Here is a 24,002-nt window from a genome sequence, read left to right on the forward strand (position 1 = left end):
GCTCGCGGCCGGCGATGCGGAGCGGCTCGCCGCGACGGCCGCCGAAGCCGCCCGGCGCGGCCTGCGCACCGCGATGACCTACAGCCGGATGCCGAGCGGCGGCACGCTCGGCCGGCTCGCGGAGCAACTCGAAAAGCGCGCGCTGCGCGTGCCGCGTTTCGACCGCTTTCCGCTCGAACAGGCGGCCCGCGCACTCGATCTCGTTCAAACGGGCGAGGCGAAAACGAAGCTGGTGCTTCATGTTGCGGATATCGCCCGCTGAGCGGCCCGCACGCACATCACAGGAGACAACGATGACCGATACCCGAACCGGCGTACTGGCCGGCAAGTGCGCGCTCGTGACGGGCGCAAGCCGCGGCATTGGCCGTGCGATCGCGCAGCGCCTCGCATCCGAAGGTGCGATCGTCGTCGTGACGGCGCGCAGCCTCACGCAATCGGCGACGACCGCCGGCACGCTCGCCGAAACGGTTGCGCTGATCGAGCAGGCCGGCGGCCGTGCGATCGCGCTTGCGGCCGACCTGTCGAACGCGGCCGAGCGCGATGCGCTCGTCGGGCGCGCGGCGCAAGCCGCCGGCGGCCTCGACATCCTCGTCAACAACGCGGGCGTGGCCGACTACGCGTGCGTCGACGCGATGCCGATGACGATGTTCGACACGACGATCGAGCACTATCTGCGGATTCCGTTCGCGCTGGCGCAGGCCGCGATCCCGCCGATGCGCGCCCGCGGCGCCGGCTGGATCGTGAACGTCGGCTCGGTGACGGCGCTGCCGCCGCTGCGGCCGTTCGACGATTTCTCGCGTGTGGGCGGCGCGACCGTCTATGCGGCGGTGAAGGCGGCGCTGTCGCGCTTCACGCAGGGGCTCGCGGCTGAACTCGAAGCCGACGGCATCGCGGTGAATCTCGTCGCGCCGAGCACGGCGATCCGCACGCCGGGCGCCGCGCGCTACATCCCCGAAGGCTATCCGACCGAGGACGTCGCGTATCTCGCCGAAACCGCGCTCGCGCTGTGCCGCCTGCCGGCGCGCGAACGCACGGGCCTCGTCACGCACAGCCTGCATTTCCCGCTCGCGCAGCAGCTCGCGGTGCGTTCGCTGGACGGCCGCACGGCGCTGCCGCCGCCGGTGATTCCCGCGTATGCGCATCCCCACATCGACCCGACAGGACTTTGATTGATATGACGAACTCGATTCGCTTCGACGGCGGTACCGCCGTGATCACCGGCGCGGCCAGCGGCATCGGCAGCGGGCTCGCGCGCCACGCCGCCGGGCTCGGCATGCGCGTCGTGCTGGCCGATCTCGACCCGGCGAAGCTCGACGCATTCGCGGCGACGCTCGACACCGACGTGCTGTGCGTGCCGACCGACGTCAGCCGGCCGGAAGCCGTCGATGCACTGGCGGAAGCGGCCTGGCAGCGCTTCGGCGGCGTCGACCTGCTGTTCAACAACGCGGGCGTGATGGCGACCGGCTTCAGCTGGGAAATCACGCCGGAACGCTTCGAGCGCAGCTTCGCGATCAACGTGCACGGCGTGCTGAACGGGATCCGCAGCTTTGTGCCGCGGATGCTCGAGCGCAACGTGCCGGCGCGCGTCGTGAATACCGCGTCGGTCGGCGGGTTCCTGCCGAGCCCGTTGATGTCGCCTTATTCGGCGACGAAATTCGCGGTGGTCGCGCTGACGGAATCGCTGTACGGAGAACTGAAGATGTTGGGCGCACCGGTCGGCGTGTCGTTGCTCGCGCCGGGCCCCGTGCACAGCAGCATCTTCAACGACCCGTTCGGCGATGCGCACGACCGGCCCGAGGTGCGCGGCTTCGTCGACACGATGCGCTCGATGCTGAACGCGCACGGGCTCACGCCCGACGCGTTCGCCGAGCGGGTGTTCGACGGCATCCGGGAAGGGCGCTACTGGCTGATTCCGCAACCGGAGACGATCGACGGCGCGCTGCAGCGGCGCACCGACGACATTCTCGCTTCACGCGATCCGTCGCTGCCTGCGTTCTGAGGGCCGGGCGGGGCAGCCGCGCCCGGCGTGCGCCGTCACATGTGCGTGCCGGCGTGCGTGCGGCCGCTCGGGTCGCCGCCGCGATCGGGTGGCGTATTGTTCTGATCGATCTTCGCGAGCACGAAGCCGGCGTGCGGCAATGCGCCGGGCGAGCGGTGCGTCGCTTGCGCGACGGCGTCGTGCGGCGACGCAGCGGGGAAACCGGATGACGTCACGCCCGGTTGAGCGAACGCCGAAAGGGAAGCAGCCGCCAGGGCGGCGGCGACGATCGCGTGCGATTTCATGGTGGCTCCTTCACGACTGACTACGGGACAACGTAATCAGTCTAGGGCGCGAAACTTAACGCGACGTGAAGGAGTGGTGCGGCGCGTATGACGGAATATTCATGCGCGCCGCGGCATTCATGCCGGCGCCGACACCAGCGCGCAGAAGTTCTCGAGGTCGACGTTGCCGCCGCTGATCACCACGCCCACCCGTTTGCCTTTAAGCACATCCTTCATCCGTCGCACGGCGGCGAACGACAGGCAGCCGGTCGGCTCGACCACAATCTTCATACGCGCGGCAAAGAAGCGCATGCAGTCGACCAGTTCCGCGTCCGTCGCGGTCAGGATGTCGTCGACGTCGCGGCGGATGATCGGGAACGTCAGGTTGCCGAGGTGTTGCGTCTGCGCACCGTCGGCGATCGTGCGCGGCGTGTCGATGTGCACGATCGCGCCGGAGCGGAACGATTGCTGGCCGTCGTTGCCGGCTTCCGGCTCGACGCCATACAGCGTCGCGTGCGGCGACAGCGCGCGTGTGGCGAGCGCGGTGCCCGACAGCAGCCCGCCGCCGCCGAGCGGCGCGAATACCGCGTCGAGCGGGCCGACTTCGTCGAACAGTTCCTTGGCCGCCGTGCCCTGGCCGGCGATCACGTCCGGGTGGTCGTAGGGCGGGATCAGCGTGAGCCCGTGCTGCGCCGCGAGATCGCGCCCGATCTGTTCGCGATCCTCGGTGTAGCGGTCGTAGGTCACGGCCTTGCCGCCATAGCCGCGCGTCGCGGCCATCTTCGCGGCCGGCGCATCCTGCGGCATCACGATCGTCGCGGGAATGCCGAGCATGCGCGCCGACAGCGCGATCGCCTGCGCATGGTTGCCGGACGAGAATGCGACGACGCCGTTGCGGCGCTGTTCCGCGTCGAAACGCGACAGCGCGTTGAACGCGCCGCGGAACTTGAATGCGCCCATGCGCTGGAGGTTCTCGCACTTGAAGAACACTTGCGCGCCGAGTGCTTCGTCGATCGTCCGCGACGTCATCACCGGCGTGCGGTGCGCATGGCCTTCGAGCCGGGCCGCGGCAGCGGCCACATCGTCGTACGTGGGGAGAGTCGGAGAATTCATGGGTTGCCCGGTGGTCGTGAGAATCGGTCAGCAGGAGAGCAGCGCGGGTAACGCGCTTGCATCATTTCGCATCGTTGTAGACGGTCGCGCGCGAGACGCCGAGATGCTGCGACACGATCTCCATCGCGCGGCGCACTTCGAGGAAACCGTCGGCCTTCAGCGTCTGCATCAGCTCGCGGCGCTGGTCGGTCTTCAGTTCGCGCGGCGTCGTCGCGAGGCGCATTGCGAATGCGTCGATGCGCTGCCGGATCGCGTCCGCGCCGGCCGGGTCGAGCGTTTCGGCGATGGCTTCGCCGTCCGTGCTGCAGAACTGGTTCAGCATGCCCTGGAAGCCGCGGAACAGCGTGACGTCGGCATTCAGGCACAGCGCGGCCACATAGCGGCCGGTGGAATCCTTGATGCCGATCGACGTGCTTTTCGCAGTGCGGCCGTCGGCGAAGCGGTTCGGGTAGTTCGCGAGCACGGGCGGGAAATCGTCGTCCGCGATGCGGGCGAGGCCGAGCTCGGTCGCAGGGTCGCCGACTGCGCGCCCCGACAGGTTGTTGTGGATCGCGAGGATCGCGTGCTTCGGCGTGCGCAGGTCGTGAACCACGACCTCGGTGAACGGCGCGAACATCGCGCCGAGCCCTTCGGCAATGCGCTGCACCTGTTCGATCAGCGAGGCCTGCTCGGACAGCACGAGTTTCCGGGTGGTGGTCATGATGGTTTCGCGGTCAGGTTTCGGATCGATGCGACGGCTTCGGGAAAGGCGCAACCGGCGTGTTACTCGCCGTCCGCCGCTTCCGGCCGCGTGATGTCGGCAAGCAGCGGCTGCGCGATCCGCACGTAGTCGGCGGCGTCGAGCACGACGGAGCGGTCGAGGCGGCCCGCGTTGAACGCGATCTCGGTGTTGCGTTCGACCAGTGCGGGATCGACCACGAGCGTCACGCTGGAGTCGAACACGAACGGCGGCACGGCACCCATCACGCAGCGCGTGACGGTGGCCGCGAGGTCGGGCGACGCGAGGGTGGCCTTGCGGCGGCCCACCGCATCGGCGACCTTGCGGAAATCGATCTTCAGGTGGCCGGGAATCACGGCGAGCGCGGTGGTGTCGCCGCCATCCTTGAACGTGCACAGCATCGCCTTCGCGCCCTGTTCGGGGCGTGTGCCGCGCAGCGCGGCGATCGCGTCGGATTTCCCTTCGGCCGGGTGCTCCAGCACGCGGAACCGCGCGCCGGACGTGTTCAGCAGATCGCAAAGCGTGTCGAAAACGGAGTAGTCGCTCATGTCGCTCCAGGCAGGTGAGGCCGGGGAATCGGGGCGCGCTCGGATTCGAATGCTTCGGCGTGCCGGTCGATGGATTGTCCAATTATAGACGTTTTGTCATGGATGTGGCAAAGGGGCAAAGAGACGGGAACGCGCCACCGCCCGCCGTTACTTCGTCAATCCGCGTTCCTCCCATCGGTCCCACGTCTTCAGTGCCTGACGGGCCACCCGGCCGAACAGAAACGACAGGGTGTCGCTCTTCATCGACATCGATTTCCTGTTCACGATCCAGAAGTCCGTCAGAGCCGATTGCTTTCCGCTCAGCAGATCCGCGATCGTCCGGCCATTGAGGTGCGTCAGGGCGACGCCATGACCGAAACATCCGCCCGAGTAGATGATGCGTTCGTCATCGATGAAGCCGATTTCCGGCACCATGTCCATCGTCACCGAAACCGGGCCGCCCCATCGGTAGTCGATGCGCGTGTTGCGCAGCTGCGGGTAGATCCACTTCAAGTGTGCTTCGCAATGCCGCCACGCTGCGGGGGCGGGAACCTCGTCCATTGCGTCCGTCCGGTAGCTGATCGCATCGCCGCCGCCCATGAGAATGCGGCCATCGGCTGTCGGCCTGAAATAGTGCAGCATCTGCCGGTTGTCCCCGAACGACTGTCGTTCCTTCCAGCCGATGCTTTCCCATTGCGCATCGCTCAAGGGTTCGGTGACGACCTGATACGTCCAGAGCGGATACTGGCGCGCTTTCAGCTTCGACGAGCCGGGAATCTCGCGAGAATAGGCATTCGTCGCCACGACGATCCGGTCCGCCTCGATCCGGCCGTGCGGCGTCGCGATGCGTACCGCCAACGGCGTTCTTTCCAGGCTCGTGACAGGTGTCAGCTCATGGATCGACACCCCGCTCGACATCGCCAGGGCCTTCAGCGACCGGACTTGCTTGCAGGGGTTGAGATAGCCGGTGTCCGACTCGTAGATGCCGCCTGCGAAACGTTCCGAATGGAAGTCCTGCTGGAACTGTTGCGCGCTGCGCCACGCCATGTCCGCGTCGATGCCCAGCTTCTGGAACAACTCGAGCGTCTTTTGCATGCGGCCCAATTGCTGCTGCGTGTAGCTCGCGCGGACCAGGCCGCCATGGCAGTAGTCGGACTGAAAGCCATGTTCCTCGATGAGGTGCCGGGTGTGCGCCACGGCGAGCTTCAGGTAGTGATGGGCATCGACCATCTTTTGCCTGCCCCAGCGCAGCAGGACCATTTCCGGCTCCAGGCCGAACATTTTCGTGCTGAACCCGGCGTTGCGACCGCTGGCGCCGAATCCCACGATGGCGGCTTCCAGCACGACGACTCGCGCGTTGGGATTGTCCTTCTTGAATTGAAACGCGGTGTTCAGCCCGGTGAAGCCGCCTCCGATGATGGCGACATCGACCTTGAGATCCCCGGACAGCGATGGATTGGGCGAATATTCTCCGTAGGCGTGCTGCCAGAACGATCTGGCCTGAAGCAGTGATGTTTGATCGAGTGCCATGGCGATGCTCACAGGTGGGGAGGTCCGGTTGCCGCTCGATGAACGATGAAAGGGCGCAGCGGCAGATCTCACGGGTTGCAAAGGCTCACGCCTGCTGATGATGGTGATTAATTTCGGTATGCATAATTATTTGCTCGTGCCGATGAATGAACGCGTCGACACGGCTTGCCAGCACGGCGTCATCTCCGTCCAGCGAGCGCCTCATCATGTCGATCTGAAATTCCTCCTGATCGACCATGTAATTCAGCAGGGCGCGCGAATCGGAGGGGCCGATGTCTCGTAGGTGCCGCAACGTTTCGCAGTAGGCGATCGTCTGTGCGTACACGTATTTCAGGAGCGGCTTCAGCACACACGTCGGGACTGAACCGATTACCCATGCCTTCACCCGCGTAGCCAACCTGGGCGAATCATCCATGCCCCAACGAGTTGCCGCAGCGTGGTAAATCGGCGCATTGAACGCTTCCAGTTTTAAATAGGCTGCCCATAGTCGCTGGCGAGGATCGCCGTCGAGACGCCCCGCAAGTCGTCCAATGGCACGCAAGGCGAAGGCGCGGTTCTGGATCTCGTAGTGAAATCCATCGGTAAATGCGTTGGTCGGCATCAAGGTTTTCCGCTCGTGTAGGGCCGGTGCCTGACCAGGAGAGCCTGCTCCCCGTCATGCCGGCATGTCGATCGATTCGAACAAGCACAAAGCAATCCTAATGATTGAGGTCTGACATCTCTCAATGGTCGGATCAATGGGCTACGTACTCAATTGCTGGAAACGCCGTCCGTCCCGCGCTCGACACCTTTCGTATCGCTTCCCGAAAGGCAAGCGATCCTCCTGAGCGCGTCTTGAGCGACGTCGGGCAATCTGCCCCGCATACCGTCGCCGGGGCGTATTGACAATAATATGTCACGTGACCTATTTGTGCAACATCGACGCTGAACGTGTACCGTGGGCAGCGAAACCTGGTTGCGGCCGTCCAGCCCGGCGCCACGAGGCTGGGGGCGTGCTTCTTGAGTCATGGAGCGGTGCGCTTGCCACTGCGCCGGACTGTTTTCCCAGGGAGGATTTGCGCAAGTGGAAGACAAGCACGGATTCCCCGTGCAGACGGACGGACAACCTGTCTTGTGTGCGTTCGCCAATGGGCAGCGTCTCGTCTCCTCCGTTTTGAAACCTGCGTAGAATGTCGCCGTCAGGTTCGGCGTCTCGGCTGCCACAGTGGAACCGAGGCCTTGAAGCCGGCGGCAAATGTGGGTCGACCGACACGGCCCGATGTCGGGTAGCGAAGTTTTGCAAAATCCGGTCGACCAACCTATATTCCCGCTCGCGGTGTATCGAGCGGACCCGACTCGCGCGGTATGCGACCGGGCATGAGCGGCGCCGAAGCGTCATCAGTACCATCGCCCCGGGGCATGCGCGCACGGGGCAGCAGGAGGAATTCTTGAAGAGGGCGGCTCTCGATAACGGACGCGTCTTGACCGAACGCGGAAAGAACGCGGTGAACAAAATTATGGCCAGTGCGATCGAGATCTTCGTGGACGAAGGCTACGGTGGGCTGACCATGCGGAAGGTCGCGGCAAAGGCGGGATTGGCGCTGTCCAACCTGCAGCACTACTTTCCGACGCGCGAAGACATCTTCGAGGCCATCCTTGCCGTGACGAGGGAGGCGTACGCCAATACGTACGACAGCGTGCGCGCGGACATGTCGCTGACACCCGAGGGCCGCCTGGAGAAAGTGGTTCGCCTGTTGCTCGAAGACGGAAAGCAGCCCAAGACCCAAAGCCTGTTCGTGAACTTCTGGGCACTGGCCCAGACCCAGGAGTTCGCGCGGAAAATGCTCGAAGAGGGATATGGATTTCAGCGGAGCGTGATCGCGGGATTCATCGAAGCCGTCAACCCGGCGCTGTCACCGGCAGTGCTTACCCGGCGAGCGGCACTGGTGACGGCGCAGATCGAGGGGCTCATCGTGTTGATTCCGCAAAGGAATCGGTTCCCGTCGGATATCAAGGGAATCGAGGATGACGTGGTGATGGCCATTCTGGCTTTGGCCAAGGCGCCGTGAGCTGAATCGCTGCGGCGGCTTGGCGTCAGGCCGGATTTGAGGCGGCTTCAGAATACGGACGATGCTGCGCGCCGACGCTGGCCGAGGCACGGCGATATCTCACGCAGGCCGCGAGAGGCCGTTCGACGACGGACGTGGCAAGCGTTCGAGTCGTCGGAGCCCATCAAGTCAAACGCAGAGTCGAGGGCCCGGTGAGGCTTGCCGGCAACTGGCTGGAAAATGGATCGACGGGGAGTACACGGGCAATGGTGACCAGTACGCAGGAACACCGCGAAGCGGATTCATCGTCGGCGCGGCGATATCCGGGCATCCGAACAAGCAAGACGCGCCACTTCTACGTACAAACGGCGCTATCGCTCATGCTCGCGCTTGTTGCGCATTGCACGTTTGCCTCGAGCGACGTGAGCGACGAGGCTCAGCAGCAAGCTGCGTTGCGTGCCCTGATGGGCAAGGATCCTGCGCCGGCGGATAGTGTCAAGGGCATTGCGCTGTCGCCATGGGCGCATGGGCCATCGGCTTCAGGGCCGCTGTGGGTCGTGTCGGCTTTGGTCCAGCGTTCGAACGAGAACGTTGACGCGGAGTTGTGGACAGGTGTCCTGACCCGCGACGAGCAGGGGTTCCGCCTGCTCGCGAGCGATCGAAGCGAGCGCGTCGATACGTCGCCGATGTTGTGGAGTGCAGTCCTGGTCATGGACGTCATTCCCTATCGCATCAGTGCGCAGGAAACCGCCTTTGGCGTTCGCTTCAACAATAACTACACATCGACTTCTTTTAGCGATTCGACCGAGATACTGAGCCTGTATCGCTATGCCGATGCGCGCGTGATGCCGATCTTCACCGCAGTTACCGACTGGTCGACCTTGGACAAGGACGGGGCTGCGACGTGTGTCGCGGAGAAGGCGGGAAAAGGCAAGGATCCGGGCGACGCACGGCAGGATGCGTGTGATGCGGAAAACACGGAGGAGGTTCATTACGTGTTGTCGTTCAGCCCTCGCATGACCAACGGGCACTACGACCTCATTGTGCGTCCGAAAGGCAAAGTCGCGTCGGGCAAGTCCGCGCGGTTTACCTGGAACGAGAAGACGTATCAGCCGCGCCGATTCACCGGCGACTGGCACTGAAATTCGGCCGTGTCGGATCGGCGCTACGTGTCGACACGGCCGCTTCCATCGTTGAACCATAGCGATGGTCTCATGCACAGCTGAGGCCGTCGGGAATGGTTCTTCATCAGAGAGATCTTTGACAAACCATGCAGACGGAAATCGAAGCGCCGGGCCCAGCCGGCCCGTTGAAAGGCACGCTCTTGTCCCCGGACACCGGCGATGTTCCTGTGGTGCTGATCGTGCCGGGCTCCGGCTCGACCGACAGAAACGGCAACGCACCGAGCTGGCTTCAGGCGTCGACTTATCGATTGCTCGCGGAAGGATTGTGCGAAGAAGGTATCGCGTCGGTACGAATCGACAAGCGCGGCATGTACGGCAGCGCGTCGGCGATACCGGATGCCAATGACGTCACGATCGAGGATTACGCGGCCGACATCTACGCGTGGGTCGCCGCCATCCGGGCGCGGACAGGCGCTTCCAGCGTATGGGTGTTGGGGCACAGCGAGGGCGGTTTGGTGGCGTTGCTGGCGGCACGGCAATCGGCCGATATCGCCGGCCTGATCCTGGTTGCCACGGCGGGGCGTCCGTTGGGGCCCGTATTGAGGCAGCAACTGCGATCGAACCCGGCAAATGCCCCGATCCTGGAAAATGCAATGTCGATCCTCGATTCGCTGGAAGCAGGGGATCGTGTCGATGCAGCCAGCATCGATCCAGTGCTCATGCAGTTGTTCAGGCCGCAAGTTCAGCGCTTCGTGATGAGCGAATTGACTGTCGATCCGGCAGCGCTGCTGGCCGGTTACATGAAGCCCGTGCTCATCGTGCAGGGAACGCGGGATATTCAGGTTGACGTGCAGGACGCGGAACTGCTGAAGCATGCCAATCCGCGGGCCGAAATGGCGCTGATCGCCGACGCCAATCATGTGCTCAAGACGGTCCGCACGCCGGATCTGCAAGAAAACCTTGCGGCTTATTCGAACCCGGATCTGCCGCTGACGGAGGGTGTCGTGGCGGCTATTTCAGCGTTCGTGCACGCATCCACGGCGAGTCGGCGTTAGGCCTGGTCGAATCTGGTTTGTCCGTTGGGGCGGCCTGAACGGGGGCGGGCAAGCGCCGGATGACGTCAAGCGTCTGCTGTCCGCAAGCGAGACGGACCGCATCAGCCGGCCCGGGCGGAACGCATTGAGCGCGAGCTGGCGGCAGGCGACTTTCGACGAGCAAGCACAAATTCCGGAAATCGTGCGCCGTCAGCGACTCAGGTATTCAGTCACGCGCACCTGCAGGTGGGGGATCGCATCGGTGAGCCGCAGATACGCGTCGACATCCATCAGCGTCCATTCCTGGCCTTCGTCGCCGAAACGGATCGCGGCGACTTCCGCACCGCTCAACCAACCGGCGAAGAACCAGTGTGGCAGGCGATCCGGTCGATTCGACGGATAGACCCGCGACCAACCGATCCGGCTGCCCGGTATCGTCAATCCGAATTCCTCATGGAGTTCACGTAGCACGCAAGCTTCGGGCGTCTCGTTCCCTTCCCGGCCTCCGCCCGGCAGGTCCCACAGACCGGGAAACGGTATGTCGGGCTTGTCGTCGCGTCGATAGACGAGGATTTCCCGGTCCTTGAAGAGCGCGATTTTCGAACCACTGAAGGGGGCGGGCGATTCCATGCAGGATCCATATCGTGGAAGCGGGGTTGTCAGTGTAGATTCTCGGACATCGACGCGTACGCTCGATTTAATATAAGCATCCGTTCGGCACGACAACGATGATCCGGCAGGCGCTCGCGTAGCCTGAAAATTAGCGTCGGCCCGGGGCCGGGCATATTCCGCATAGAGACGAGATGAGCGCGATGGTGTCGATCAGAGCAGCGAGGCAGGCAGACGCCGCGCGTATTGCCGTGCTCGGCGCACATGTCTGGGTGGACACCTACGCAGCGGCGGGCGTGTCCGAGGTCATTGCACAGTACGTGCTGAGGACTTTTACGCCCGAACGAATCCTGACTCTGGTGAACGATCCCAGCACCGTCCTGCTGGTTGCCGAGGCAGATGGAAATCTTGCCGGATATATCGTCATCCGTCTGGATTCTCGCCATTCAGACGTTCCCGTCGAAATTGAAACGCTCTACGTCCAGGCGACCTTTTCCGGCCGTGGAATCGGATCGTCACTGCTGACGCATGCGCGCGGCATCGCAGAGGAGAGAACCGGAAGTCGGTCATTCTGGCTCAGCGTCAACTCGCAAAACGAGAAGGCCATCGCGTTCTACCGTTCCCGGGGAATGGCGCAGGAAGGGACTGCGTACTTTGAGCTTGGCGGGATCCGGCACGAGAACAAGATCATGGTCGCCAGGGGCTGACAGGGCTCCTGGCGTCGTGAAGCGCTGTCGAGCGCCGGAAAGTGTGCTGCATCGACGGGTTGAATCCGCAAGGAACATGGCGGGCCGTTGAGGTGCGAGGCCGCCGCTGGCCGGTACCGGTCAACCACCGATGCACGGAAACAAAAAACGAACCATGACAAACCTGATTCGATTCCGCGTCCGACCGGTATTTCACGGCAGCGATCTTCTGGTCGAGGTACTTGACGACCATCGGACGGTGGATTTTCCAAACCTCGCTGCGATCCTGCAAGATGCGCTGCATTCGATCCAGGTCCCGCATCCGGACGGCCTGGATGAACCCGAGGTCGCATTGTCTCAAGACCGCTACTTCAGCTATTGGACATACGCTCGGGGCAGCTATGAAATTGACGACGATATCTGGGGCCTGTTCGTCACGGCAACGATCGACAACTTGCCCATCGTCGCGGACATCGAAAAAGCCCTTCTTTCAACGGGAAAGTTCGTCAAGGAAGAAGTGGATTTCAGTGCGTTCAGGTGAGTTGAAACGAGCCGGCGACGCGTGCAAGCGCTCCACCGGCCCGCAACAGAACACCGCAATCCATCCAGGGAAAGGTGATCGCACCACGCGATCACCTGACTTCACCCTCGCACAGCCTTCACCACATACTGACTCGTCGGCACCACATCGATCTTGTCGAAATCGATGAAGCGACCGCAGCTATCCATCATCTCCGCCACATTCCGCTGGAATTTCTCATCATCACCGACCGCGTCGAAGAACGCGTGCGGATCGGTCATCGCGGCGGCCGGGAAGCATTCCTCGACGATCGCGTCGTACCCGGGCGCCGCATGCGTGAGCGCCCGCACGACGACGTTCTGCACGTACAGGAAATTGTCCTGCGTATCGATCGCGACGCGCGTGTGATGCCCGTGCCACACGTCGAGCCACGCTTCGTGCGTCAGCCGCGGCGGCCGCTTCAAGAACGCGAGCTGCGAAAAACCCGTAGTGCGCTCGCCCGGCCGCGCCGGAAAGCGCGTATTCGGAATCGGCTGCGACTCGGTGACGAGATACGCCGCCATGTGCGGGACCACGGCGCGCACCGCGTCGTCGAACGGCTGGCGGAACATCGCGTTCGCGCTGTCGACCCACACCGCGACGATCCCGTCGATGCCCGGGTGCGTGTTGGTCTGCTTCAGGCCAGCGGCCGGTGCGACATCCGCATCCGCGACGTTCACCTGCACGCCGTGCGCACCGAGCGACAGCAGCTTGTCGGCGAGCTGCGCGCGCACCGTGCGGTTCCACTGATCGGGCGCGGCCTGCGCGTCGCGCCACAACACGTAAATGACTTTCTCCATTGCTCCGGCTCCAGGGGGGAATGACGGGATCGGCGGCGGTGCCGCCGGGGTTCAGGAAGCGGTTTCAGGCGATCCGGCCGCCTGGTGCGCGCCCGGTGCGAACCGGTTCGCGGTCAGCGAGAACGACGGCGGGATCGGCGACGTGACGGTTTCGAACAGCCGCTCGTGGCGCGTCGCGTGAATGCGCCATACGCCGTCGCGTTTTACGTACTGGTCGTCGTAGAACGCCGTGCCGTGCAGCAGGTAGTTATCCTCAAGATTGATCGCGTGATCCTCGAGAAACCACACGCCGCACGCGTGATCGGCCGAGACCAGCGTGAGCTCCGGATGATGGCCGTGATGCATCGTCAGGAAGGTCGGCTTGCCGATCAGCTCACGCAGGCTCGATACGAACGCGTCACGGCCGTCGTATGCATAGCGGCCGCCGTACAACCGCGCCTCGCAGTCTTCGGTCAGGCAATCGGCGAGCAGCGCCCAGTCGTGCGTGTCGACCGCGCGGAAATACCGGTACTTCAACTGTCGGATCTGCTCGTACTCATGGAGCGTGCGGGTCGTGTCGTCCATCGCCGGGTCTCGTGGTGGTGTCGTTCGATGGTAGGAACGAAGCTGCCTGCGTCACATCGTCTGTTCGGACGAATGCCGTTGTCGAACATGAACGGCACTGCCGAAACGAATCACCGGTTTCATCCGAACGGGTGATGGCCGTCGCATCGTGCGGCGGTAACGTGGCATCGACGCGGCGTTCGAACCGCGCCGGCACCGAACAAGGAGACAGGATGCCCCTCATCGAATCGCTGGAAGCGCGCGTGCGCCGGCTCGAGGACGCCGACGCAATTCGCCGGCTGAAGGCGCGCTACTTCACGTGCTGCGACCGCAAGGATCCGGAAGGCATGCGCGACTGCTTCGCACCCGGCCACGTGCCCATCGACTACGGCGTGATCGGCACGTTCGACACGCGCGACGCGCTGGTCGACGTATTCGCGCAACTCGGCTGCCATCCGCACATCGTCGAGATGCACCACGGCGTGAATCCCGAGATCGATGTGCTCGACGCGACGCATGCGCGCGGCACGTGGGGCCTGCACTACCAGATGATCGACACGAACGCGCGCACGCTCACGCAGCTCGGCGCGTACTACGACGACGAATACCGGAAGGTCGACGGCGAATGGAAGATCGCGGGCACGCGCTGCGTCGTCACGTCGACGCTGTCGGCCCGCTACGAAGGCGATGCGCCGGGCGTGCTGTTCGCCGGCGCGCAGCCGCCGGCCGCCTGACGCACGCCAGCGCCACCCACGTGGCGCACATTCCACAGGAGACATCGAACATGACACAGAAACACGATGCGCCGGTTGCCGTCGTGACGGGCGCATCGCGCGGCGCGGGCAAGGGCATCGCGCGCGCGCTCGGCGCGGCCGGCATGACCGTCTATGTCACGGGCCGCTCGCAGAACGAAGGCGATGCGCCGCTGCCCGGTACGATCCACGAGACCGCACGCGAGATCGATGCGCTCGGCGGCCGCGGGATCGCGGTGGCCTGCGACCACGCGGACGACGAACAGGTGAAGGCGCTGTTCGAGCGTGTCGAACGCGAAAGCGGGCGGCTCGACATGCTCGTCAACAACGCGACTTACCTGCACGATCAGCTGATCCTGCCGGGCCCGTTCTGGGAGAAGTCGCTCGACCTCGTCAACATCCTCGATGTCGGGCTGCGCTCGGCCTATGTCGCGAGCTGGCACGCGGCGCGGCTGATGGCGCAGCGTCGCAGCGGGCTGATCGCGTTCACGTCGTCGTTCGGCGCGAGCTGCTACATGCACGGCGCGGCCTACGGTGCGCAGAAGTCCGGTGTCGACAAGTTCGCGAAGGACATGGCCGTCGATCTGAAGCCGTTCGACGTCGCGGCCGTGTCGATCTGGATGGGCCCGCTGCGCACCGAGCGCACGACGCGCGTGTGGGAAGAACACCCGGATCTGTACAAGGAATTCTCGCTCGTCGCGGAAAGCCCGGAGTTCACGGGCCGCGTGATTCATGCGATCCACGGCGATCCGCAGCGCATGGCGCTGTCGGGGCAGGTGCTCGTCGGCGCGGAAGCCGCGCTGCGGTACGGCATCGCCGATCTCGACGGCGAGCAGCCGCCGTCGTACCGCGAACTGCTCGGCGGGCCCGTGCAGGCGCATCCGGCGATCGTCGCCTGAGGAGCGCGCATGGGCATCCTGACAGGCAAGGTCGCGCTCGTGACGGGCGCGGGACAGGGCGTCGGCCAGGGCGTTGCGCAGGCACTCGCTGCGGAAGGCGCGCAGGTCGCCGTGGTCGGTCGTACGCGCGACAAACTGCTCGCGACCTGTGACGCGATCCGCACGCGCGGCGGTGTAGCGGAGCCGTTCGTGTGCGACGTGATGGACGCAACGCAGATCGAGCAGTGCGTCGACAGCGTTGTCGCGCGGTTCGGTGGCGTGCAGATCCTGATCAACAACGCGCAGGTCGTGCCGCTCGGCCGCCTGCTCGACGTGACCGACGCGGATTTCATGGCGGGGCTCGAATCGGGGCCGATCGCGACGCTGCGGATGATGCGCGCGTGCCATCCATATCTGAAGGGCGACGGCGTGATCGTCAATTTCGCGTCGTCGGCCGCGGTGCGCTGGGATGCGTCCGGCTACGGCGCGTATGCGGCGACCAAGGAGGCGATTCGTGCGTTGACGCGCGCGGCCGCCTGCGAATGGGGCGTGGACGGCATCCGCGTGAACGCGGTCGCGCCGCATGCGTTGTCGCCGGGCCTGAAAGGCTGGGTCGATGCGAATCCGCAGGAAGCCGCGGCGTTCTTCCGCACGATTCCGCTCGGCCGCGTCGGCGACTGCGAGCAGGACATCGGGCGCGCGATCGTGTTCCTGGCGAGCCGCGATGCCGCGTACCTGACCGGCGCGACGTTGCCGCTCGATGGCGGGCAGGCTTACTGGGGCTGACGGCGGGGGCCGACGGCGTGCGGCGCTGGCCGCGTGCCAATCATGAACCGGCAAACACGCGCCGACATGCGCGCGGCAGCCGGCCAACCGGATTCGAAGAGAGGACGACATGGGTCGACTGGAAGGAAAGGTAGCGATCGTCACGGGCGGTGCGCGTGGCATGGGTGCGGCGACGTGCCGGTTGTTCGTCGCGGAGGGCGCGCGCGTCGTGATCGGCGACGTGCTCGACGCGGAAGGCGAAGCGCTCGCGCGCGAGCTTGGCGACGCGGCGCGCTTCATGCGGCTCGACGTCGCCGACGAAGCGAACTGGGTGCGCGTGACCGACGCGACGATGGAGCAGTTCGGCCGTATCGACGTGCTGGTCAACAATGCGGCCGTGCTGACGTTCGGCGGCATCACCGAGCTGTCGAAACGCGATTTCGAACGTGCGGTGTCGATCAACCTCGTCGGGACGTTCGTCGGCATCCGGACCATCGCGCCGCACATGATCGCGCAGAAGAGCGGGTCGATCGTCAACATCTCGTCGGTGGACGGGCTGCGCGGCGTGAACGCGCTGGCCGCGTACGTATCGAGCAAGTGGGGCGTGCGCGGGCTGACGAAGGTCGCGGCGCTCGAACTCGGCCACCAGGGTGTGCGCGTGAATTCGATCCATCCGGGCGGCGTGAATACCGCGATGTCGAACCCGACCGGCGCGCCGCTCGAGGAAATCAACAAGCACTACGCGAATGTGCCGCTGCAGCGCGTCGGCCTGCCCGACGAAATCGCGCGCGCGACGCTGTTCCTCGCGAGCGACGACGCGTCGTACTGCAACGGCGCCGAACTGGCCGTCGACGGCGGGATGGCGGCAGGCGCGTATTACCCCGGATTGCCTGGCGCACCGTTTTGAGCGGGGGCGCTCGTCGCACGCTCCTGTCAGATGTTTGTGTACGCAACCTAATTCGGGGTTTCCCGCAGTAGCGAAAACGCGAATTCGCACGGCTTGCGTTGGCGTTTGCGAAGCGCGGGAGCGGCAGGCCGATTTTGCCGCTCCCGCGAAACCCTTGCCGGACGGCCGTCCTGGCCGTTTTGTCCCCAAATCGCACGCAATGGCGCTGTAAAAAGGACGCGCAGGCAACCGGCGTGCCGGCTCGCCGACATAGTTGTTTCTTGTTGCAACGCAACGTTTGCCGAATAACGGCGATGGTATGCTGGCCGTCATGGAGTTGTACGGCAGGTTGCTTGTATGGCGAAACTCGCGTTCGCAATTACTAAAGAGACATCACCTTCTCTCGCATGCATCGCGGCATCGACGCGCGCTCCGCTCGCGCGTCCCGCCCTGCGTGCCGCCGCACCCTGCGCTCCAATCGCATCCCCCATCTCGCGGGCTCGCCCCGCAACCCCCATCCCCGCCCAATAATCTGGAGACATCCTCATGTCGCAAAACACTTTGGCCGAAGCAACACACGGCCCGCTGATCGCTCCGCCGGCTTTCGTCAAACATCGCAAGCTGATCGACTGGGTGTCGCGCATCGCGGCGCTCACGGAGCCCGAGCGCGTCGTGTGGTGTGACGGTTCGCAGGAAGAAAACGACGCACTGTGCCAGGCGATGGTCGACCAGGGCACGCTCACGCGCCTGAACCCGGCGAAGCGCCCGAACTCGTATCTCGCGCAATCCGATCCGTCCGACGTCGCGCGCGTCGAGGATCGCACGTTCATCTGCGCGGCCTCGCGCGACGACGTCGGCCCGACCAACAACTGGGTCGAACCCGCCGAAATGCGCGAGACGCTCAACGGCCTGTTCCGCGGCTCGATGCGCGGCCGCACGCTGTACGTCGTGCCGTTTTCGATGGGCCCGCTCGGCTCGCCGATCGCGCACGTCGGCGTCGAACTGTCCGACAGCCCGTACGTCGCGGTGAACATGCGGATCATGACGCGCATGGGCCGCGAGGTGTACGACGTGCTGGGTGAGGACGGCGAGTTCGTGCCGTGCGTGCACAGCGTCGGCCATCCGCTCGAAGCCGGCCAGCAAGACGTGCCGTGGCCGTGCAACCCGGTCAAGTACATCGTGCATTTCCCCGAGACGCGCGAGATCTGGAGCTTCGGCTCGGGCTACGGCGGCAACGCGCTGCTCGGCAAGAAGTGTTTCGCGCTGCGTATCGCGTCGACGATGGGCCGCGACCAGGGCTGGCTCGCCGAACACATGCTGATCCTCGGCGTGACGTCGCCGGCCGGCAAGAAATATCACGTCGCGGCTGCGTTCCCGTCCGCATGCGGCAAGACCAACTTCGCGATGCTGATTCCGCCGCAGGGTTTCAACGGCTGGAAGGTCACGACGATCGGCGACGACATCGCATGGCTGAAGCCGGGCCGCGACGGCCGGCTGTATGCGATCAACCCGGAAGCCGGCTTCTTCGGTGTCGCGCCGGGCACCGGCGTGAAGACCAACCCGAACGCGATTTCGACGCTCACCGAAAACGTGATCTTCACGAACGTCGCGCTGACGGAAGACGGCGACGTGTGGTGGGAAGGGCTGACCGACACGCCGCCCGCGAAGCTGACCGACTGGCAGGGCAACCCGTGGACGCCGGAAATCGGCAAGGAAACCGGCCGCAAGGCTGCGCATCCGAATTCGCGCTTCACGGCGCCGGCCGCGCAGTGCCCGTCAATCGACGGCGACTGGGAAAACCCGGCCGGCGTGCCGATCGACGCGTTTATCTTCGGCGGCCGCCGTTCGACGACCGTGCCGCTCGTGACGGAGGCGCGCGACTGGGTCGAAGGCGTGTACATGGCCGCGACGATGGGCTCGGAGACGACTGCCGCGGCGGTTGGCCAGCAGGGCATCGTGCGTCGCGATCCGTTCGCGATGCTGCCGTTCTGCGGCTACAACGTCAGCGATTATTTCGCGCACTGGCTCAAACTCGGCAAGCAGCTCGACGGCGCGGGCGCGAAACTGCCGAAGATCTACTGCGTGAACTGGTTCCGCAAGGATGCGAACGGCAAGTTCGTGTGGCCGGGCTTCGGCGAGAACATGCGCGTGCTGAAGTGGATGCTCGATCGCCTCGAAGGCACGGGCGGTGGCGGCGAGCATGCGTTCGGCGTGTCGCCGGCGTATGAGGACCTGCACTGGGATGGGCTCGATTTCACGCGCGAGCAGTTCGATGCGGTGACGTCGATGAACGCCGACGAATGGCGCGAGGAGCTGAAGCTGCATGCGGCGCTGTTCGATACGCTGAAGCTGCGCCTGCCGGCCGAAATGACCGACACGATGAAGAAGATCGAGCAGCGCATCGGCGCCTGACGGTCCGCATCGACGGCGTTGTCCTGACGTCCCGCCGCCGGCATGCATCGCCGGCGGCGGGACGTTTTTGCATCGGCTCTACACACGCGCTGTCCGCTTACTGCGTGCGGCAATGCGCGACGACTTCATCCACCGCGCGCTGCACGTCGCCGCGCCGGTAGCGCAGCAGCGCGCTGTCGGCCGGATCGGGCTCGTACGACACGACGTTGCCACGCCCCGTGTAGATCGCCATGTCGGGCAGCAACGGATGCTCCTGGTCGAGCGACGGCACGTCCTGCGGATTGCCGGCCGCGCGGAAGAAGGCTGCGAAGTAGTCGGCAAAGCTGAGGTTCTCGTCGCCGACGAGGTAGGCCTTGCCCGTTTCGCCGCGCTGCAGCGCCCCCCAGATCGCTTCCGACAGCGATTGCGTCGAGATGAAGTTGCTGCCACCGGCCGGCCCGAACACGGGCAGCCCCGCGAACTGACCCTGCGCATAGCCCGTGTAGGCAGCGAACATCTCGTTGCGCAGCCCCGGCACCGATCCGACGACGAACGGCGCATTGACGCTGCAGACGGCAAACGACGGCGTCGCGAGCGCACGCACGCGTTCGTCGGCGAGATGGCGCGAGCGCACGTACGGCACCGTGTCGACGAGCGCCGGCGCGACCTGCGGATAGAAGCTGCCGACCAGCACCGCACGCTTCACGCCCGCGTCGCGTGCGAGCGCGAAGAAGCGCGGCACCGCGTCAACGTTCGCGCGTTCCCAGTGCGCAGCTTCGTCGGTGCCGGGCGGCAGGTGGCGGATATCGTTGCCGGCTGCGAACACCACGGCGTCGAACGGCGCGAGATCGTCGCGCGTGAAGTTGCCGGCCACGTAGTCGCGCAGCAGCACGTCGAACTGCGCGAGCGCGCTGCCGGGCGCGGGCGGCTTGCGCGCGGCGAGCGTGACGTGGTTACCCTGCGCGTGCAGGTGCAGCGCGGCATGGCCGCCAATGAGGCCGGTGCCGCCGACGATCAGGATCTTCATGGTGTCTCCCGTAGCGGCGCAACCGCGCCGCGTGAAATGAACAGGCGAGCGGTGCCGCTCAGAAGTTGAAGCCGTTGCCCGAGACGACGGGCATGTTGGTCCAGAAGCCGTTCGGGTCGCGATACCAGCCGGCCGCCGCGAGCGCGCCGCCGTCGACATGCAGCGTCGTGCCGGTGATCCACGCGGCGAGCGGGCTCGCGAGGAACAGCGCGGCGCCTGCGATATCGCCGGCCGCGCCGAAGCGCCCGAGCGGGATCCAGCGCGGGATGTGCTCGCGATGCTCGGCCGCGACCATCGCGCTCACAGGCACCTGCGGCGTCTCGGTGGTCTCGGGAGCGATCTGGTTCACGCGAATGCCGGCCGGCCCGAGTTCGACGGAAAGGCTCTTCGTGAATCCGGTCAGCGCGGCCTTGAACGACGCGTACACGGTGCAGTTCGGAATCGCGCGAAAGCCTTCGATCGACGACACGCCGACGATGCTGCTGCCCGCACCGCGCTTGCGCAGCAACGGCAGCATCGCGCGCGTGACGATGAAGACCTGGCGCAGGTTCACGTCGAACAGACGCGCGATGTCGTCGTCGGTGCAGTCGTCGAACGGTTTCGCGATCTGCAGGAAATCGCCCACATTGTTGACGAGCACGTCGAGGCCGCCGAAACGTGCGTCGACGGTTCGCGCGAATGCATTGACCTCGTCGCGGCGCGTGACGTCCACGGTGCCGACGAGCGCATCGACGCCCGCCGCTTCGAGCGCCTGGCGCACGTCCTGCGCGCGGGCCGGGTCGATCTCGGCCACTGCGACGCGCGCGCCGGCTGCGCCGAACGCTTCCGCGCACGCACGGCCGATACCCGCGCCGCCGCCGGTGACCAGCGCGGTCTTGCCGGTGAATGAAATCATTGATGGACTCCTTTGAACGGGAAGGCAGGGCGTCGCGTCACAGCGACGACACCAGTTGTGCGTTGACGATCCGCAGCTCCGCACCGTTCACGAAACGCGATTCGTCGGACGCGAGGAACAGCACGAGATTCGCGACGTCCTGCGGGTCGCACATGCGCGCCATCGGATCGCTGCCGATACCGAGCGCGGCCGGGTCGAGATCGGGCATCAGCGCCTGCGTCATCGGCGTCCAGATCCCGTCCGGATGGATCGAGTTGCAGCGGATCCGGTAGCCGCTGCGCTTGCAGTGCACGGCGACGCTGCGCGCGAGCGCCGTCACCGCGCCTTTCGACCCGGTGTACGCGCACATCATCGGCAGCCCGCCGAGTGCGGCGACCGACGACATCATCACGATCGAGCCCGGCGTGTCGTTCCCCTTCATCGCGCCGATCGCATACTTGCAGCCGAGGAAATAGCCATCGGCATTGGTGCGCATCACGCGCCGCCACGTGTCGAGGCTCGTGTCCTCGATCGAGCCGACCGGGCAGATCGCCGCGTTGTTGACGAGCACGTCGAGACGGCCGAAGCGGTCGAGCGTCGATGCGATCGCATGCTGCCAACCGGCTTCGTCGGCGATGTCGTGGCGGACGAACAGCGCCGCGTCGCCGATCTCGCGTGCGAGCGCACGGCCTGCGTCCTCGTCGATGTCGGTCAGCACGACACGCGCGCCTTCGGCGGCGAGCAGCAGCGCATCCGCGCGGCCGACGCCGCTTGCCGCGCCGGTAATCAGCGCGACCTTGTTTGCGACTCGATTCATGGTCGGTCGAATTCCTTTGAGGTTGAAAGAAGGCCGGCACTCATGCGGCGCCCGGCACGCGGCCGGCCTTGATCGCGTCGAGCGCGGCCGTGCCGTAGATCTGCGCGATCGTGTCGTCGACGCGCGGGTTGGTGCGCAGCTCATGGCCGCCGTCGACCGCGAAGCTCTGGCCGGTCACCCAGCCCGACTCGGGGCCGGCGAGATAGCGCACCGCATGCGCGATCGCTTCCGGCTCGCCGAGCGTGCCGAGCGGGATCTGTTCGAGAAAGCTGTCGACGAGCGCGCGGTTGTCGAACATCGGCGCGGTGGCTTCGGAGCGCGTGAGGCCCGGGCGCACCGCGTTCACGCGGATCTTCGCGCCGGCCAGTTCCTCGGCCGCGCCGCGCACGAGCGCTTCGAGCGCGGCCTTCGCGGTGCAGTACGCGGACAGCCAGCGGAAATTGATCTGCGCGGCCGTCGACGAAATGCAGACGATCGCGCCGCCGCCGCTGTCGGCGAGCCGCGGGGCGGCATGACGGATCGCGGCGAACGCGCTGTGCAGGTTCAGGTCGATTTCGGCGCGGAAGGTGTCGGCGTCGTGCAGCAGCAGCGGCCGGAAGCCCGCACCGCCGACCGTCGGCACGACGATGTCGAGGCGCTTGTCGAGTGCCCATGCGCAGTCGAGCGCGGCTTGCAGGTCGGCCTCGTCGCACGCGTCGCCCGCATGGATCGCGACGCGGCTGCCGGGTACCGCGTCGGTCAATTGCCGCTGCGTGCGTTCGAGCGCATCGCGGCGGCGGCCCATCAGCACGACGGCCGCGCCGTCGGCGACGAGCGCGTGCGCGCAGGCCGCGCCGATGCCGCCGGCGCCGCCCGTCACGAGTGCGGTGCGGCCGTCGAGGGGAGCAGGGGTGCGCATCGTTCAGCCCTCCAGCGGCAGGTCTTGGGCCCAGTCGACGTGCAGCGTGCGCGCGGCGAAGCGCCACGTGTCGCCGTCGAACACGCAGCGGTCGCGATAGCGCAGCCCCCAGTCGAGCTTGCGCTTCACGCCGTCGCGCACGTAGACGTGGCAGGCGACGCCGTAGGTTTCGACATCGGCCTCGCCGCCGTCGAGCGTGACGAGCTGGTTGTGAACGTGATGCTGGGTCGCTTCGTAGCGCTCGATCACGCGCATGCCCGCGACGATCGCGTCGCGGTCGTCGAAGCGGAAGCCGGGGCCGGCCAGGGTGGCATCGGGGGTGAAGAGTGCGGTGAGGCGTGGCCAGTCGCGCCGGTCGACGGCTTGCGCGTAGCGGCACGCCAGTTCGTACAGCGCGTGGCGGGGATTGGAATCGGTCATGCGTGGGCTCCCGTGGAAGAACGGAACGCGTCGGCTGCGCGAAGCGGGCCGACGCGGCGGCATTGCGACGTCGACGCGCAGGTTCGCACCGGGCAGGCCGGGATTCATCATCCATACGGAGCAGGGCGAGGGTCGGGGAAAACACCGGGGCAGGCCGTGACGCGTCACATGAGGACGCATGGATGGTGCGGCGCAGCGACCGGTGCGCGACATGCGTCTGACGATTCGTGTGGCCGGCTGCGACAGGCGCGCGACGTGCCGCGTTTCATCGACGTGGGCGAAGCCGTGGCGCGCGATGTTGCGATGCGGCAGGTCGCGCATCGTCCGCTCAGCGTTTGCCCCTAGTCGAAACGGACGATGGCCGGCGGCCGGGCGCTGGCTACCGTGCAGTCATCCGGTGCCGCATGCGATGCACGCCGGACACGAACCGCACCAGCGGACAACCGGAGGGGACGACGATCATGAGACTGACGACTCGCAAGCTGTGCGTATTGGCGATAGGCACGTTCGCTGCCATGGCGATGGCGCGATACGGCGCCGATCAGATTCCGTCGCCGCCGTATGCAGCCGGCATCCTGCAATGCCGCTCGGTCGACGCGAACGGTTTGCCGATCGGATGCGTGCCGATCGATCCGTCGCACTTCGGTTTCGCCGCGATGCGCGGCATGTGACGCCAGCGCCGGCGCCGACGCGGCCGCACGTCGCGCAGCGCGGAAGCCGTGGCGGCGCGATGGCGTACGGATGTCTTTCGCTACGCCCACG

At 65.7% G+C, this 24,002-nt stretch carries 28 protein-coding genes; 14 read left to right on the forward strand and 14 right to left on the reverse strand.

Annotated elements, in window-relative coordinates; all coding sequences use genetic code 11:
• The 3 genes from G3O00_RS13475 to G3O00_RS13485 all read left to right on the forward strand — a co-directional run.
• On the forward strand, positions 1-262 hold a 262-nt coding region (locus G3O00_RS13475), incomplete at its 5' end, for a zinc-binding dehydrogenase (RefSeq protein ID WP_206143237.1).
• Positions 263-293: 31 nt separating this feature from the next.
• On the forward strand, positions 294-1,169 hold the full coding sequence (locus tag G3O00_RS13480; protein ID WP_206143238.1) for an SDR family NAD(P)-dependent oxidoreductase: 876 nt from the start codon (positions 294-296) through the stop codon (positions 1,167-1,169).
• Positions 1,170-1,174: 5 nt separating this feature from the next.
• A complete protein-coding gene (locus G3O00_RS13485) occupies positions 1,175-1,999 on the forward strand; it encodes an SDR family NAD(P)-dependent oxidoreductase (protein ID WP_175219573.1) in 825 nt (274 codons plus the stop codon).
• Between the two features lie 35 nt (positions 2,000-2,034).
• Here the strand turns inward: G3O00_RS13485 and G3O00_RS13490 are convergent, their stop codons facing one another.
• The 6 genes from G3O00_RS13490 to G3O00_RS13515 form a co-directional block, all read right to left on the reverse strand.
• The gene (locus tag G3O00_RS13490; RefSeq protein WP_174929426.1) at positions 2,035-2,283 is read right to left on the reverse strand and encodes a hypothetical protein; all 249 of its coding nucleotides are present in this window, start codon (positions 2,281-2,283) and stop codon (positions 2,035-2,037) included.
• A 117-nt stretch (positions 2,284-2,400) separates the two neighbouring features.
• On the reverse strand, positions 2,401-3,375 hold the full coding sequence (locus G3O00_RS13495; RefSeq protein WP_206143239.1) for a threo-3-hydroxy-L-aspartate ammonia-lyase: 975 nt from the start codon (positions 3,373-3,375) through the stop codon (positions 2,401-2,403).
• Positions 3,376-3,436: 61 nt separating this feature from the next.
• The gene (locus G3O00_RS13500; protein WP_174915547.1) at positions 3,437-4,075 is read right to left on the reverse strand and encodes a helix-turn-helix transcriptional regulator; all 639 of its coding nucleotides are present in this window, start codon (positions 4,073-4,075) and stop codon (positions 3,437-3,439) included.
• A 62-nt stretch (positions 4,076-4,137) separates the two neighbouring features.
• Positions 4,138-4,641, reverse strand: a complete 504-nt coding sequence (locus G3O00_RS13505) for a YbaK/prolyl-tRNA synthetase associated domain-containing protein (protein WP_206143240.1) — start codon at positions 4,639-4,641, stop codon at positions 4,138-4,140.
• 147 nt (positions 4,642-4,788) lie between these two features.
• Positions 4,789-6,150: an FAD-binding oxidoreductase gene (locus G3O00_RS13510; RefSeq protein ID WP_206143241.1), complete on the reverse strand. Its 1,362-nt coding sequence runs from the start codon at positions 6,148-6,150 to the stop codon at positions 4,789-4,791.
• 85 nt (positions 6,151-6,235) lie between these two features.
• Positions 6,236-6,751: a hypothetical protein gene (locus tag G3O00_RS13515; RefSeq protein ID WP_174929422.1), complete on the reverse strand. Its 516-nt coding sequence runs from the start codon at positions 6,749-6,751 to the stop codon at positions 6,236-6,238.
• A gap of 859 nt (positions 6,752-7,610) precedes the next feature.
• On the opposite strand from G3O00_RS13515, the gene G3O00_RS13520 reads away from it, so the two are divergent.
• The 3 genes from G3O00_RS13520 (at position 7,611) to G3O00_RS13530 (ending at position 10,356) form a co-directional block, all read left to right on the forward strand.
• On the forward strand, positions 7,611-8,198 hold the full coding sequence (locus G3O00_RS13520) for a TetR/AcrR family transcriptional regulator (protein ID WP_206143242.1): 588 nt from the start codon (positions 7,611-7,613) through the stop codon (positions 8,196-8,198).
• A gap of 245 nt (positions 8,199-8,443) precedes the next feature.
• On the forward strand, positions 8,444-9,319 hold the full coding sequence (locus G3O00_RS13525) for a hypothetical protein (protein ID WP_206143243.1): 876 nt from the start codon (positions 8,444-8,446) through the stop codon (positions 9,317-9,319).
• A 128-nt stretch (positions 9,320-9,447) separates the two neighbouring features.
• The gene (locus G3O00_RS13530) at positions 9,448-10,356 is read left to right on the forward strand and encodes an alpha/beta fold hydrolase (protein ID WP_206143244.1); all 909 of its coding nucleotides are present in this window, start codon (positions 9,448-9,450) and stop codon (positions 10,354-10,356) included.
• A gap of 189 nt (positions 10,357-10,545) precedes the next feature.
• Here G3O00_RS13530 and G3O00_RS13535 read toward each other — a convergent pair whose 3' ends face one another.
• Complete coding sequence (locus tag G3O00_RS13535) at positions 10,546-10,965, reverse strand: NUDIX hydrolase (RefSeq protein WP_206143245.1); 420 nt, start codon at positions 10,963-10,965, stop codon at positions 10,546-10,548.
• A gap of 173 nt (positions 10,966-11,138) precedes the next feature.
• Here G3O00_RS13535 and G3O00_RS13540 point away from each other — a divergent pair, with 173 nt between their 5' ends.
• Positions 11,139-11,651, forward strand: a complete 513-nt coding sequence (locus G3O00_RS13540; RefSeq protein ID WP_206143246.1) for a GNAT family N-acetyltransferase — start codon at positions 11,139-11,141, stop codon at positions 11,649-11,651.
• Positions 11,652-11,805: 154 nt separating this feature from the next.
• Entirely contained in the window at positions 11,806-12,171 is a 366-nt protein-coding gene (locus G3O00_RS13545) for a hypothetical protein (RefSeq protein ID WP_206143247.1), read from the forward strand.
• A 101-nt stretch (positions 12,172-12,272) separates the two neighbouring features.
• Here G3O00_RS13545 and G3O00_RS13550 read toward each other — a convergent pair whose 3' ends face one another.
• Both G3O00_RS13550 and G3O00_RS13555 read right to left on the reverse strand, forming a co-directional pair.
• Positions 12,273-12,989 carry an EthD domain-containing protein gene (locus tag G3O00_RS13550; protein WP_206143248.1) on the reverse strand — a complete coding sequence of 239 codons (717 nt, stop codon included), beginning with the start codon at positions 12,987-12,989 and terminating at the stop codon, positions 12,273-12,275.
• Positions 12,990-13,040: 51 nt separating this feature from the next.
• Positions 13,041-13,553: a nuclear transport factor 2 family protein gene (locus G3O00_RS13555; RefSeq protein ID WP_011355109.1), complete on the reverse strand. Its 513-nt coding sequence runs from the start codon at positions 13,551-13,553 to the stop codon at positions 13,041-13,043.
• Between the two features lie 212 nt (positions 13,554-13,765).
• Between G3O00_RS13555 and G3O00_RS13560 the strand changes: the two genes are divergently transcribed.
• The 5 genes from G3O00_RS13560 to G3O00_RS13580 all read left to right on the forward strand — a co-directional run bounded on the left by G3O00_RS13560 (position 13,766) and on the right by G3O00_RS13580 (position 19,225).
• Positions 13,766-14,266: a nuclear transport factor 2 family protein gene (locus G3O00_RS13560; RefSeq protein WP_206143249.1), complete on the forward strand. Its 501-nt coding sequence runs from the start codon at positions 13,766-13,768 to the stop codon at positions 14,264-14,266.
• A gap of 50 nt (positions 14,267-14,316) precedes the next feature.
• Positions 14,317-15,183: an SDR family NAD(P)-dependent oxidoreductase gene (locus G3O00_RS13565; protein WP_206143250.1), complete on the forward strand. Its 867-nt coding sequence runs from the start codon at positions 14,317-14,319 to the stop codon at positions 15,181-15,183.
• Between the two features lie 9 nt (positions 15,184-15,192).
• Positions 15,193-15,948: an SDR family oxidoreductase gene (locus tag G3O00_RS13570; protein ID WP_206143251.1), complete on the forward strand. Its 756-nt coding sequence runs from the start codon at positions 15,193-15,195 to the stop codon at positions 15,946-15,948.
• Positions 15,949-16,057: 109 nt separating this feature from the next.
• Positions 16,058-16,834 carry a glucose 1-dehydrogenase gene (locus tag G3O00_RS13575; protein ID WP_206143252.1) on the forward strand — a complete coding sequence of 259 codons (777 nt, stop codon included), beginning with the start codon at positions 16,058-16,060 and terminating at the stop codon, positions 16,832-16,834.
• A gap of 525 nt (positions 16,835-17,359) precedes the next feature.
• A complete protein-coding gene (locus G3O00_RS13580) occupies positions 17,360-19,225 on the forward strand; it encodes a phosphoenolpyruvate carboxykinase (GTP) (protein WP_174929410.1) in 1,866 nt (621 codons plus the stop codon).
• A 97-nt stretch (positions 19,226-19,322) separates the two neighbouring features.
• Here the strand turns inward: G3O00_RS13580 and G3O00_RS13585 are convergent, their stop codons facing one another.
• Genes G3O00_RS13585 through G3O00_RS13605 form a run of 5 tightly spaced genes read right to left on the reverse strand, consistent with a single transcriptional unit; the run spans position 19,323 to position 23,240 of the window.
• Complete coding sequence (locus tag G3O00_RS13585) at positions 19,323-20,231, reverse strand: NAD-dependent epimerase/dehydratase family protein (RefSeq protein WP_206143253.1); 909 nt, start codon at positions 20,229-20,231, stop codon at positions 19,323-19,325.
• A 58-nt stretch (positions 20,232-20,289) separates the two neighbouring features.
• Complete coding sequence (locus tag G3O00_RS13590; RefSeq protein ID WP_206143265.1) at positions 20,290-21,123, reverse strand: SDR family NAD(P)-dependent oxidoreductase; 834 nt, start codon at positions 21,121-21,123, stop codon at positions 20,290-20,292.
• 40 nt (positions 21,124-21,163) lie between these two features.
• Positions 21,164-21,922 (reverse strand): SDR family oxidoreductase, encoded by a 759-nt coding sequence (locus G3O00_RS13595; RefSeq protein ID WP_206143254.1) that lies wholly within the window; start codon positions 21,920-21,922, stop codon positions 21,164-21,166.
• Positions 21,923-21,962: 40 nt separating this feature from the next.
• On the reverse strand, positions 21,963-22,820 hold the full coding sequence (locus tag G3O00_RS13600; RefSeq protein ID WP_174929407.1) for an SDR family oxidoreductase: 858 nt from the start codon (positions 22,818-22,820) through the stop codon (positions 21,963-21,965).
• Between the two features lie 3 nt (positions 22,821-22,823).
• Complete coding sequence (locus G3O00_RS13605) at positions 22,824-23,240, reverse strand: nuclear transport factor 2 family protein (protein ID WP_174929406.1); 417 nt, start codon at positions 23,238-23,240, stop codon at positions 22,824-22,826.
• Between the two features lie 461 nt (positions 23,241-23,701).
• Here G3O00_RS13605 and G3O00_RS13610 point away from each other — a divergent pair, with 461 nt between their 5' ends.
• Positions 23,702-23,911 (forward strand): hypothetical protein, encoded by a 210-nt coding sequence (locus G3O00_RS13610; protein ID WP_041493573.1) that lies wholly within the window; start codon positions 23,702-23,704, stop codon positions 23,909-23,911.
• Positions 23,912-24,002: the final 91 nt, after the last annotated feature.

Origin of the sequence: Burkholderia sp. Ac-20384, from assembly GCF_017104605.1 — a bacterium.
GTDB lineage: Bacteria > Pseudomonadota > Gammaproteobacteria > Burkholderiales > Burkholderiaceae > Burkholderia > Burkholderia lata.

Coding starts and splice junctions, on each gene's coding strand:
- G3O00_RS13480 (WP_206143238.1), top strand. CDS start 294: ATGACCGATACCCGAACCGGCGTACTGGCCGGCAAGTGCGCGCTCGTG.
- G3O00_RS13485 (WP_175219573.1), top strand. CDS start 1,175: ATGACGAACTCGATTCGCTTCGACGGCGGTACCGCCGTGATCACCGGC.
- G3O00_RS13490 (WP_174929426.1), bottom strand. CDS start 2,283: ATGAAATCGCACGCGATCGTCGCCGCCGCCCTGGCGGCTGCTTCCCTT.
- G3O00_RS13495 (WP_206143239.1), bottom strand. CDS start 3,375: ATGAATTCTCCGACTCTCCCCACGTACGACGATGTGGCCGCTGCCGCG.
- G3O00_RS13500 (WP_174915547.1), bottom strand. CDS start 4,075: ATGACCACCACCCGGAAACTCGTGCTGTCCGAGCAGGCCTCGCTGATC.
- G3O00_RS13505 (WP_206143240.1), bottom strand. CDS start 4,641: ATGAGCGACTACTCCGTTTTCGACACGCTTTGCGATCTGCTGAACACG.
- G3O00_RS13510 (WP_206143241.1), bottom strand. CDS start 6,150: ATGGCACTCGATCAAACATCACTGCTTCAGGCCAGATCGTTCTGGCAG.
- G3O00_RS13515 (WP_174929422.1), bottom strand. CDS start 6,751: ATGCCGACCAACGCATTTACCGATGGATTTCACTACGAGATCCAGAAC.
- G3O00_RS13525 (WP_206143243.1), top strand. CDS start 8,444: ATGGTGACCAGTACGCAGGAACACCGCGAAGCGGATTCATCGTCGGCG.
- G3O00_RS13530 (WP_206143244.1), top strand. CDS start 9,448: ATGCAGACGGAAATCGAAGCGCCGGGCCCAGCCGGCCCGTTGAAAGGC.
- G3O00_RS13535 (WP_206143245.1), bottom strand. CDS start 10,965: ATGGAATCGCCCGCCCCCTTCAGTGGTTCGAAAATCGCGCTCTTCAAG.
- G3O00_RS13540 (WP_206143246.1), top strand. CDS start 11,139: ATGAGCGCGATGGTGTCGATCAGAGCAGCGAGGCAGGCAGACGCCGCG.
- G3O00_RS13545 (WP_206143247.1), top strand. CDS start 11,806: ATGACAAACCTGATTCGATTCCGCGTCCGACCGGTATTTCACGGCAGC.
- G3O00_RS13550 (WP_206143248.1), bottom strand. CDS start 12,989: ATGGAGAAAGTCATTTACGTGTTGTGGCGCGACGCGCAGGCCGCGCCC.
- G3O00_RS13555 (WP_011355109.1), bottom strand. CDS start 13,553: ATGGACGACACGACCCGCACGCTCCATGAGTACGAGCAGATCCGACAG.
- G3O00_RS13560 (WP_206143249.1), top strand. CDS start 13,766: ATGCCCCTCATCGAATCGCTGGAAGCGCGCGTGCGCCGGCTCGAGGAC.
- G3O00_RS13565 (WP_206143250.1), top strand. CDS start 14,317: ATGACACAGAAACACGATGCGCCGGTTGCCGTCGTGACGGGCGCATCG.
- G3O00_RS13570 (WP_206143251.1), top strand. CDS start 15,193: ATGGGCATCCTGACAGGCAAGGTCGCGCTCGTGACGGGCGCGGGACAG.
- G3O00_RS13575 (WP_206143252.1), top strand. CDS start 16,058: ATGGGTCGACTGGAAGGAAAGGTAGCGATCGTCACGGGCGGTGCGCGT.
- G3O00_RS13580 (WP_174929410.1), top strand. CDS start 17,360: ATGTCGCAAAACACTTTGGCCGAAGCAACACACGGCCCGCTGATCGCT.
- G3O00_RS13585 (WP_206143253.1), bottom strand. CDS start 20,231: ATGAAGATCCTGATCGTCGGCGGCACCGGCCTCATTGGCGGCCATGCC.
- G3O00_RS13595 (WP_206143254.1), bottom strand. CDS start 21,922: ATGAATCGAGTCGCAAACAAGGTCGCGCTGATTACCGGCGCGGCAAGC.
- G3O00_RS13600 (WP_174929407.1), bottom strand. CDS start 22,820: ATGCGCACCCCTGCTCCCCTCGACGGCCGCACCGCACTCGTGACGGGC.
- G3O00_RS13605 (WP_174929406.1), bottom strand. CDS start 23,240: ATGACCGATTCCAATCCCCGCCACGCGCTGTACGAACTGGCGTGCCGC.
- G3O00_RS13610 (WP_041493573.1), top strand. CDS start 23,702: ATGAGACTGACGACTCGCAAGCTGTGCGTATTGGCGATAGGCACGTTC.